The sequence below is a fragment of the Intrasporangium sp. genome (genome assembly GCF_036566125.1).
Lineage (GTDB): Bacteria > Actinomycetota > Actinomycetes > Actinomycetales > Dermatophilaceae > Intrasporangium.
The window spans coordinates 1-9,650 of the sequence record NZ_DATCWX010000058.1 but is presented as its reverse complement, the minus strand read 5'-3'; the positions used below and the strand labels follow the sequence as shown (position 1 = coordinate 9,650).

Sequence of the window (9,650 nt, the reverse complement as noted above, 5' to 3'; positions counted from 1 at the left end):
CCGCCGCCGCCAGCGAGGTGTCTCTCTGCCCCAAGCGGATTCGCCACAGGCGAAGAACACCCATGTCGTATGCCGCTGAGCTCGCTCCCGGGGTCCGTGCCGTCCCAGCCCTCCCGCCCAAGGCAACCCCTCGGTAACGTGACGCGCACACGGAAGCGAGCTCAGCGGCGTACGGGCTGATTGCTTGCGAGGAAGGGACACGGATGGAAACGGACGTCGTCGTCGTGGGGGCCGGGCTGGCCGGTCTCGTCGCCACCGCGGAGCTCGCCGACGCTGGGAAGCGTGTCGTGCTCCTCGACCAGGAAGGTGAGCAATCCCTTGGGGGACAAGCGTTCTGGAGTTTCGGCGGCCTTTTCCTCGTCGACAGCCCCGAGCAGCGACGGATGGGCATCCGCGACAGCCTCGAGCTCGCGACGCAGGACTGGATGGGCAGCGCCGCCTTCGACCGTGAGGAGGACCTGTGGCCGCGACGGTGGGCGGAGGCCTACCTCAACTTCGCCGCGGGCGAGAAGCGGTCCTGGCTGCACCAGCAGGGACACCGCCTCTTCCCCGTCGTCGGGTGGGCCGAGCGTGGGGACGGCCGCGCCGACGGCCACGGCAACTCGGTGCCTCGGTTCCACATCACGTGGGGCACCGGTCCCGGCCTCGTCGAGCCGTTCCTGCGCCGTGTCCGGGAGGGCGTCGCGCGGGGACGGGTGACGCTCGCCTTCCGGCGCCGGGTCGACGAGCTGATCGTCACGACGGGCACAGTCACGGGGGTCCGTGGCCGGGTGCTGGCGCCCGATGACGCCGCCCGCGGCAGGGCGACGAACCGCGACGAGGTCGGTGACTTCGAGATCACCGCGCAGGCCGTCATCGTCACGAGCGGCGGCATCGGCGGCAACCACGACCTGGTCCGGCGCGTCTGGCCGGAGCGGCTCGGGACTCCGCCGGCACGGATGGTCGCGGGCGTACCGGCGCACGTCGACGGCCGCATGCTCCAGATCACCCAGGCGGCCGGGGGACGCCTCATCAACCCGGACCGGATGTGGCACTACACCGAGGGCCTGCGCAACTGGGACCCGATCTGGGAGAACCACGGCATCCGCATCCTGCCCGGCCCCTCGTCGCTGTGGCTCGACGCGCGGGGGCGTCGCCTGCCCGCACCGTACTTCCCGGGCTTCGACACCCTGGGGACGCTGCGTCACATCATGTCGACGGGCTATGACTACTCGTGGTTCGTCCTGACGCAGAAGATCATCGAGAAGGAGTTCGCCCTGTCCGGGTCCGAGCAGAACCCGGACCTGACCGGGAAGGACGTGCGGCAGGTGCTGGGACGGGTCCGACCCGGGGCGCCGGGGCCCGTCGAGGCGTTCAAGCGACACGGCGAGGACTTCGTCGTCGCCACGGGTCTCGGGGAGCTGGTCCGCAGGATGAACTCTCTCGTCGGCGAGGACCTCATCGACGAGGAGGCGCTCCGGCGGCTCATCGTGGCCCGTGACAACGAGCTGGACAATGCCTTCACCAAGGACGCCCAGATCACCGCCATCCGTGGGGCGCGAAACTATCGTGGCGACAAGCTGATTCGAGTCGCGTCACCGCACAAGATCCTCGACCCGAAGGCAGGGCCGCTCATCGCCGTCCGTCTCAACATCCTGACGCGCAAGACGCTCGGAGGCCTCGAGACCGACCTGTCCGCCCGCGTCCTGACGGAGGGCGGCGAGACGCTGCCGGGTGTCTACGCCGCCGGGGAAGTGGCGGGCTTCGGCGGGGGCGGCATGCACGGCTACAACTCGCTCGAGGGGACCTTCCTCGGCGGATGCCTGTTCAGCGGGCGGACCGCTGGTCGCGCCGCCGCCGCAGCGCTGTAGCCCCCTGCCCACCACTCCCCCGCCCCTGCCCGGACCCGTCCAACCGGCCCGACCCCGTCCAACCCGCAACACACCCGCTTACCGCGCGCTTGGGCGTGCTGCAGAAGGGGTCAGCACTCGATAAGCGGGTGTGTTGCGTGTCTGGGTGTGGGTCATGATGGGGCGCATGGCAGAGGGGGCGCGCCCGTGGGTGCTGCACGTCGATCTCGACCAGTTCATTGCGGCGGTCGAGGTGTTGCGGCGTCCCGAGCTCGCCGGCAAGCCCGTCATCGTCGGCGGGCGTGGCGACCCGACGGAGCGCGCAGTCGTGTCGACCGCGTCCTACGAGGCCCGCGAGTTCGGCGTCGGCTCGGGGATGCCGCTCCGGCTCGCGGCCCGCAAGGCGCCTGACGCGATCATCCTGCCGGTGGACGCGGATGCCTACAACGCCGCCTCCGAGCAGGTGATGGCCACCCTCCGGGAACTCGCGAGCGAGCACGGCCCGGTGGTCGTCGAGGTCCTCGGTTGGGACGAGGCGTTCGTCGGCGTGACGACGGGCGACCCGGAGGCCTTCGCCCGGGAGGCCATGGCTGCGGTGCTCGACGCCACGGAGCTGTACTGCTCGGTCGGCATCGGGGACAACAAGATCCGCGCGAAGATCGCGACCGGCTTCGGCAAGCCACGAGGCGTCTTCCGCCTGACCAAGGACAACTGGCTCGAGGTCATGGGCGACCGCCCGACGATCGACCTGTGGGGGGTCGGCTCGAAGATCTCCAAGCGCCTCGTCACGCTCGGCATCGAGACGGTGCGACAGCTCGCCTACTCGGACGAGGCGGCGCTCGTCGCGGAGTTCGGCCCCCGGATGGGCACCTGGTATCGCGAGCTCGGCCGCGGTCTCGGCTCTGCCGTCGTCGACGACAGCCCGTGGATCGCCCGCGGGCACAGCCGGGAGACGACCTACCAGCAGAACCTCACCACTCCAGAGGAGGTCCGCGACGCCGTTCGCGCGCTCGCCGAGCAGGTCCACGGGGACGTCGCGAAGGAGGGGCGGCCCGTCTACCGGGTCACGCTGAAGATCCGCTACGCACCGTTCTTCACGCAGACGAAGGCGCGCAAGCTCAAGGCGCCAACCCACGACAAGGACGACGTCGTCGCGGCTGCGGTGGCGCTGGCGGACACGGTCGAGCCCGGCCGCGAGGTGCGGCTGCTCGGGGTGCGAGCCGAGATGGTCATGCCCGATGAGGGAGACCCGGCTGACCGGACGCCGATCCGCGGCCGCCTCTAACCATCGAGTGAACGGCTTTTGCGGTCACCGCCCGATCGAGTGAACACCTTTCGGGTTTCATTCAGTCAGCAAGTCAGCCTTGACCCCGATTCTTGTTCACTCGATCAGTTGGGCCAGCCCCGATTCTTGTTCACTCGATCAGGTGAGGGCGGTCAGTGGTCCCGGGGTCGCATGCCTTCCCACCGCGCCAGCCGGTCGGCGACCTCACGCTCCCGCTCAGCATTGCGCCGTGCCCGGTCCTGCTCGGATGCTGCCGACATCACGCCGCGGTAGACGCTGACCACAGCAAGGGCGGTCGCCGCGTAGGCCGCGATGGCCAGCACGAGCGCCGTGCTCCCGCCCCCGAAGGCGGAGCGGAACAGGTGCAGGAACACCGCCGCCACACCAGAGACGCCAGCGACGACGAACCACGTGATCGTCGCGCGGGTCAGCGTGGAGGGCACGGCGTCACTCTCGCACAGCAGTGGCCGCCGTCGACAGGGAGCCTCCCGTGAGCCACAGCGGCAGCTGGTCGGCGAAATGGTCGTCGCCCTCGACGCCAGAGCTTCCCATGGGAACCACCCACCGGCTCGCGTCCCGATCGGCCAGGTCCCACACGTACCGCGCCACTGGGCCCACGTAGCAGCGGTCCGTCACTCCCGGGGCACTTGCAGCTGCGAGGACGCACCCCTTGTCGCCCGGAACGGCGGCGTCCGGTGCCGTCGGTACGCCGCCGAGCCCGTCGAGGGCGTGCACCGGATCGAACCAGTGACGGTCGCCCCACACGGTTGCCTCGTCCCCCTGCAGCGCAACGCGCGCCAGGGCCTCGGCCACGCCGGCCGCCACGTCGATCCCGTGGCCGGACGCTCCTCGCACCATCGACGGCCAGCCGATGCCGATCTGCAGCGGCACAGTCAGCCAGGTCGTGAAGAGCCGCGAGTGTCCGGTGGGCTCGTGCAGCGGCGCCAGCGCACGGTGCTCGGTCAGCCAACGGACGAAGGCATGCCGCCACTCGGCGAAGACGGCGGCGCCGCGGCTGTCCGGCACGCTGCGCCCGTCCCAGGCCAGCAGCTCGTCGCGGACCCCCGCAGCGGCACCGGACACCTCCGCAGCGGCAACCAGCTCGCGCATCAGCTGGGCCTGGCCGTTCAGGGTGTCGACGTGGATCGCGAGGAAGTCGGCCGGGGTCAGGCCGTGCCGGTCGCCGACCAGGTCGCGGATCCGGTCGGCACGGAACGGGGAGGCGTACTCGACACCCAGGCCGCCACCGCTGCGGCGGTCGTTGGCGCTCACCATGACGTCGTGGATCTCCGTGGCCGGGCCGCGCCGCCAGCCGAGCCACTCATGCCGCGGATCCCAGGCGTCGACAGGGACCTCGAGGTTCAAGGCGTCCCGCTCCGCAACCCGGCCCACCACCAGGTGTCGGACGCGCCCTCCGGCGTCCGCCACCACGGCACTGTTGACCGGCTCGACCCAGCGGCCCAGCGCCGACTCGACGTCGTCGACCGTCCGGGACCTGAGGAGCGGCAGGAAGGCTTCGAACCCGAGGTCGAGGGCCAGCTGCGACGGCGTGCGCAGGCTGAAGCAGTCGGCGCCTGCCGCTGGCGACCCGACTGACGCTCCTCGCGACAGCGCCGCCTCGAGGCCACCCTCGAGTCCGGTGACGACCGGCCCACGCTCCGTGACGACCACGGGCACCTCGACCGCGTCGGCACCACGGACGCGCACCGTCTCGAGGTAGTGGGTGACGGGCGCCCAGCCAGCGACGCAACGAGCCTCGACAAACCCGTCGTCGTGTCGGCGCAGCTCCTCACGGGTCAGGTCCTGGTAGTCGGCCATGGCGTTGGTGATGCCCCACGCGACCGAGCCGGCATGGGCAAAGTGCTGCACTCCGGGCACGCCGGGGAAGGCGAGACCGACGACGTCGAACTCGTCGCACGCCAGCCCGATCTGCTGGTAGCAGCCGGGCAGCTCGATGATCCGGTGCGGATCTCCGGCAATGAGGGGAAGGCCACTGGCGGTCCGCTCGCCAACCACGACCCACGCGTTGCTTCCCGACTGGGTGACGCCCTCGGCATGGAAGAGCGGCAGCCAGTCCACGCCGAGCCGGTGCACGACGTGGTCGTTGAAGAGTTTCGCGGGGAAGGTGCCGAAGAGCAGATGGATCGCCCAGAAGACCCCGAGCGGTGTCCACGGCTCCCAGGGACGCGGCCGGAACGCGTCATCATGCAACCCGCACAGGCCGAGCAGCCCCAGCTCCGGGGCTCGCTCCAGACCTGCCGGCATCCCCTCGTTGACACCCTCGACATACGCGGTGACCCACGCCCGGGTCTCCTCGTCGAGCCGCTCGTAGCAGGCCCGCGCCGTCGGCTCGAGCCGGACCTGCCGAGCGAAGCGGTCCCACGGCACGCCGTCATCGCCGACGTACTCAGCCGTTCGTCCCTCCATCCGCCATCGGAACCACTCGAGCTGCCAGGCCCGGTCCTCCGCCGTCACCAGCCCCTGGAGTCTGGCCAGGTCGAGGACCGTCGCTGCCCGAAGATGGGGGATGCCATGGGAGTCACGGACGACCAGACCACTCATGCCGGACAGCATCACGAGCCAACCCGCCCGCGTCCACGGCAATTCCAGCCGAAGCCAGCCCGATCACCAGGGCACGGTGAGCGCGACCGGGCCCAGCGGCATACGGCTAGGTTTGCCCCATGGCGCGTGGAGAACGCAACGTTCTGGGTGGTGACCTCGAGCTGTGCAGCGCCGACCCGCTGACCGGGTTCTACCGCGACGGGTTCTGCACCGCGGGCCCGGAGGACCGCGGCACTCACACGATCTGCGCCGTCGTGACCGCCGAGTTCCTCGAGCACCAGAGCAGCATCGGCAACGACCTCCTCACGCCCCGCCCCGAGTGGCGTTTCCCCGGGCTCACTCCCGGCGACCGTTGGTGCGTCGTCGCGACGCGCTGGCTCGAGTCCCACCAGGCCGGATTCGCGGCGCCCGTCGTCCTCGCTGCCACCCACGAGCGCGCCCTCGACATCGTGCCGCTCCAGCTCCTCCAGTCGTATGCCGCTGACGTCCCTGACGACCCGAGTTCCCTTCTGTGACAGCTGGGTTCAAGGCAGCACCCGCTCGGCCGGGTCAGTCGAGCACCGCTTCCACAGCGGTGGCCATGACGCCGTAGCCGGCCGGGTTGGCATGGAAGTCCAGCTTGGTGCACATCGTCGTCCACTGGCAGATGCGGGCGACATTGAGTGGCACGTCGCCGTGACCGGGCAGCGGGACGGTCGGCTCGAACGCGAGGGTGGAGAACGCCGTCTCGACGTCGGCGACATCCGCGTCGACGTCGGCCGCCGCGGCTTCGATGAGGCCGTTGACACCGTCTTTGGCCGTCAGGAGCTGGACTGACGCGACGGCGATGTCGCGGTAGAAGTCGTCAGCGCTCGTCGTCGGGGTGTCGAGGAGCCAGAGCGACACGAACGGGTCGTAGTAGTTGAGCACGACGATCTGCACGTCCGGCCCAGCGGCCGCACGCAGCCGGTCGAGGATGACCGGAAGGTTGGCGCGGAGTGTCGCGAGCCCATCGGCCACACACGTGGGCGGGAGGCCCTGGAAGCCGCACGTGGCGATGTCGTTGCCGCCGATGTCGATGGTCACGAGCCGGGTGTAGCGGCGGTGCGCGTGGAGGAACTCGACTGCCTGGTCGAGTTGGCTGCCTTCCTCGTAGTCGCAGCGCCCTCCGTTGATCAGGGTGGAGGTCGTCTCACCCGAGCAGGCGAGGTTGACCAGCTTGGTCTTCGGGTGGTCGGTGCGCAGGGACGCCAGCACCGGGCCGACGTAACCGCCCTGCGGGTCGTCCCCAGAGCCGTTGAGGTAGCCCTTGGCGTGGGAGCAATCTGCCGATTTTCCCCCACAACCGGCGCCCACGTCGCACAATCAGTGAGCGGCGCCTCGTGTCGGTCACGCCCGATCACCCCCTCCCCGAGTGGCGCCGCCGGAGGAGTCCATGCGAGTCGTCCGACTCCGCGTGACACGGACCAGCGCTACCAGGGTCAGCGCTGCGACAGTCTGCGCTGCCGTGCTCGCGTCGGCGGCGGTTGCCGGCGTGGCCTCCTGCTCGGGCAACCCGGAGATCGAGCTCAGTCAGGCCCCGCCCGGGACCACCCCGTCGCCGGCCACCGTGACCGTCTCGGAATGGCGAACGGTGACCACCACGGTCACCGCGACGACCACCGTCGTCACGCCCACGACGGTCCTGGCGACCCCGACGGTGACGGTGACCCTGCCGCCGCGACCGGTCGTGACGTCGACGGCCCCCTTCGACCAGGCCACGGCGCTCGCAAGCTACCAGGCGATCATCGGTGACATCTCGGCTCTCGACAGGAGCGGCGGCACCGGCCCGAGCGCGGCCCTGCAGTTCGAGGCGCTGGCCCGCCATCTGACGTCGCTCGAGGGGACCGCTGCGCCGCCCGGACTGGACCCGCCCAGCTGGTTCGGCCGGGTGGCTTCGCTCCGGCTCTTCGCGGACGCCGCATCCGCCGAGGCGCTTGCCGGGTCGCCCCAGGCCCCCGCACGCTACGGCGTGATCCGGTCCGAGGTGGGCGTCCTGCTGGCGATGGTCAACGGCGCCCTGCGCACGAACCTCGTCCTGCCGATACCCGCGGCGACCGGCACCACGACCCCTCCGCCCTGAGCGACGTGCCGCGACAGCCCCGCTGAGGCGCGAGTCAGCTGCGGGGGAGCGCGAGAGAGAGCCGGCGCACCGCGTCCTCGATGGCGCCCACCTCGATGGTGCCGATCCCCATGACGAGCCCTTGCACGGGCGGCTGTTCGAAATAGCGCGGCGTGAGCGCCTCGACGCGCACGCCGTGCCGGGCCGCCTCCGCAACGACGGACCGGTCGTCGACGCTCTGGTCACGGAAGTGCGCGCACACGTGCAGACCCGCGATGGAGGGCACCACCTCGAGCACGTCATGATGGCGGGACAGTTCGGCGAGCAGCTGCCTCCTCCGCTCGCCGTACACCCGGCTCGCTCGGCGCACGTGCGCGGAGTGGTGCCCCTCTGCAATGAAGTCCGCCAGGGCGCCGTGCGTGACGACGTCGCCTTCCCACATGCTCACGCGCCTCGCCTCGCGCAAGGCCTGCTGCAGTGACAAGGGGGCGACGAGGTACCCCACCCTCAGGGCCGGGATGAGGGACTTGGAGAACGTGCCGACGTAGATGACCCGGCCCTCGCGGTCGAGACTCTGGATCGGCTCCAGCGGACGGTCGGAGAAGCGGAACTCGCTGTCGTAGTCGTCCTCGACGATGGCCGCATCGTGGTCAACCGCCCATCGCAGCAGAGCGGCGCGGCGTGCGAGGGACATGACGACCCCGGTCGGGAACTGATGGGACGGCGTCACGTAGACGACCCGGGCGTCGTCCGGAAGCGCCTCGACGACGAGGCCCTCGCGGTCGACGGGCACTCCGCGCACTACGGCACGGTGGGTCTCGAAGAGCCGGTGGGCTGCGGAGTAGCCGGGGTCCTCGACGGCGACGACAGTCCCAGGCTCGACAAGCACGCGGGCGACGAGGTCGATGGCCTGCTGGGCGCCGACGGTCACGATGACGTCCTCGCCCGAGCAGGCGACCGACCGGGCCAGACCGAGGTGACGAGCGACCTCCTCGCGCAGTCGCCGGTGTCCTCGACCGACGTAGGTCAGGTCGTCGAGTCGTGATCGGCGCAGCTGGGTGGACACGAGCCGACGCCAGGTCTCGAGCGGAAAGAGCCGATTGTCCGGAACGCCCGGGTAGAGGTCATGGATCCGGCCCTTGAGCGGGCGCTCCGGCTCGCGGCCCGGATCCAGCCACATCGCGAGCGGCTGCACCGCGCCGGTCCTGGCTCGCCGGGCATGGTCGTCGGCGCCCGTCGTGAGCCCCACGTCGGTGACGAAGGTCCCCGACCCGGTGCGGCTCTCGAGAAAGCCCTCGGCCACGAGCCGGTCGTAGGCAGATGTCACGGTGCCGCGCGCCACGCCGAGCTGCCCCGCAAGATCCCGCGTGGCGGGGACTCGGTCACCCCTCACCAGCCGCCCGTCGAGGATCGCCTCGCGCAGGGCCACATAGATCCGCGCCGTCCGGTCGCCCGGCGAGTCCAGACTCACGTGGATGGTCACCCCAGCAGGGTAGAGCGGACCAGCCCGGTTGTGGGTAAACGGACCTGCTCAGCGGTCCAACCAGTCCTGAGCATGGATCTATGGCACCGTCCACCAGACAAGGCACCGCGTCATCGGGCGTGACGTCCGCGGGCACATCTACCCCGCGCGCCCGCACCGCCGAACCACACCCGAGCCACGGCACGCTCACCGTCGCCCAGGGCACCGCCCTCTCCGTCGGCGCCGTCCTCGGCACCGGGGTCATCACGCTGCCTGCGCTCGCCGCTGACGTGGCCGGGCCCGCCTCGCTCGTCGCCTGGGCCGCCCTCGTCCTCCTGTCGGTGCCCCTCGCGGCGACGTTCGCGGCCTTGGGCGCCCGGTTGCCGGACACGGGCGGCGTGTCGACCTATGTCCGGCGGGCGTTCGGCGGCC

At 70.8% G+C, this 9,650-nt stretch carries 9 protein-coding genes; 5 read left to right on the top strand and 4 right to left on the bottom strand.

Annotated elements, in window-relative coordinates; all coding sequences use genetic code 11:
• Positions 1-203: 203 nt before the first annotated feature.
• Entirely contained in the window at positions 204-1,850 is a 1,647-nt protein-coding gene (locus tag VIR15_RS03395; protein ID WP_331926066.1) for an FAD-binding dehydrogenase, read from the top strand.
• Positions 1,851-2,016: 166 nt separating this feature from the next.
• The gene (locus VIR15_RS03390) at positions 2,017-3,114 is read left to right on the top strand and encodes a DNA polymerase IV (protein ID WP_331926065.1); all 1,098 of its coding nucleotides are present in this window, start codon (positions 2,017-2,019) and stop codon (positions 3,112-3,114) included.
• 152 nt (positions 3,115-3,266) lie between these two features.
• Here VIR15_RS03390 and VIR15_RS03385 read toward each other — a convergent pair whose 3' ends face one another.
• Both VIR15_RS03385 and VIR15_RS03380 read right to left on the bottom strand, forming a co-directional pair.
• A complete protein-coding gene (locus VIR15_RS03385) occupies positions 3,267-3,557 on the bottom strand; it encodes a hypothetical protein (protein WP_331926064.1) in 291 nt (96 codons plus the stop codon).
• 4 nt (positions 3,558-3,561) lie between these two features.
• Positions 3,562-5,676, bottom strand: coding sequence for a penicillin acylase family protein (locus VIR15_RS03380; protein WP_331926063.1), 2,115 nt, complete (start codon positions 5,674-5,676; stop codon positions 3,562-3,564).
• Between the two features lie 119 nt (positions 5,677-5,795).
• On the opposite strand from VIR15_RS03380, the gene VIR15_RS03375 reads away from it, so the two are divergent.
• Positions 5,796-6,191 carry a DUF2237 family protein gene (locus VIR15_RS03375; protein ID WP_331926062.1) on the top strand — a complete coding sequence of 132 codons (396 nt, stop codon included), beginning with the start codon at positions 5,796-5,798 and terminating at the stop codon, positions 6,189-6,191.
• Positions 6,192-6,225: 34 nt separating this feature from the next.
• Here the strand turns inward: VIR15_RS03375 and VIR15_RS03370 are convergent, their stop codons facing one another.
• Positions 6,226-7,011 carry an SGNH/GDSL hydrolase family protein gene (locus VIR15_RS03370; protein ID WP_331926061.1) on the bottom strand — a complete coding sequence of 262 codons (786 nt, stop codon included), beginning with the start codon at positions 7,009-7,011 and terminating at the stop codon, positions 6,226-6,228.
• A 79-nt stretch (positions 7,012-7,090) separates the two neighbouring features.
• On the opposite strand from VIR15_RS03370, the gene VIR15_RS03365 reads away from it, so the two are divergent.
• Positions 7,091-7,777 (top strand): hypothetical protein, encoded by a 687-nt coding sequence (locus tag VIR15_RS03365; RefSeq protein WP_331926060.1) that lies wholly within the window; start codon positions 7,091-7,093, stop codon positions 7,775-7,777.
• Positions 7,778-7,811: 34 nt separating this feature from the next.
• Here the strand turns inward: VIR15_RS03365 and pdxR are convergent, their stop codons facing one another.
• Positions 7,812-9,239, bottom strand: a complete 1,428-nt coding sequence (gene pdxR, locus VIR15_RS03360) for a MocR-like pyridoxine biosynthesis transcription factor PdxR (protein ID WP_331926059.1) — start codon at positions 9,237-9,239, stop codon at positions 7,812-7,814.
• A gap of 80 nt (positions 9,240-9,319) precedes the next feature.
• Here pdxR and VIR15_RS03355 point away from each other — a divergent pair.
• A partial coding sequence (locus VIR15_RS03355; protein ID WP_331926058.1) for an amino acid permease occupies positions 9,320-9,650 on the top strand: 331 nt, incomplete at its 3' end.

What these genes read in the sequence shown, in the direction of transcription:
- VIR15_RS03395 (WP_331926066.1), top strand. Translation starts at nt 204, where the DNA reads ATGGAAACGGACGTCGTCGTCGTGGGGGCCGGGCTGGCCGGTCTCGTC.
- VIR15_RS03390 (WP_331926065.1), top strand. Translation starts at nt 2,017, where the DNA reads ATGGCAGAGGGGGCGCGCCCGTGGGTGCTGCACGTCGATCTCGACCAG.
- VIR15_RS03380 (WP_331926063.1), bottom strand. Translation starts at nt 5,676, where the DNA reads ATGAGTGGTCTGGTCGTCCGTGACTCCCATGGCATCCCCCATCTTCGG.
- VIR15_RS03375 (WP_331926062.1), top strand. Translation starts at nt 5,796, where the DNA reads ATGGCGCGTGGAGAACGCAACGTTCTGGGTGGTGACCTCGAGCTGTGC.
- VIR15_RS03365 (WP_331926060.1), top strand. Translation starts at nt 7,091, where the DNA reads ATGCGAGTCGTCCGACTCCGCGTGACACGGACCAGCGCTACCAGGGTC.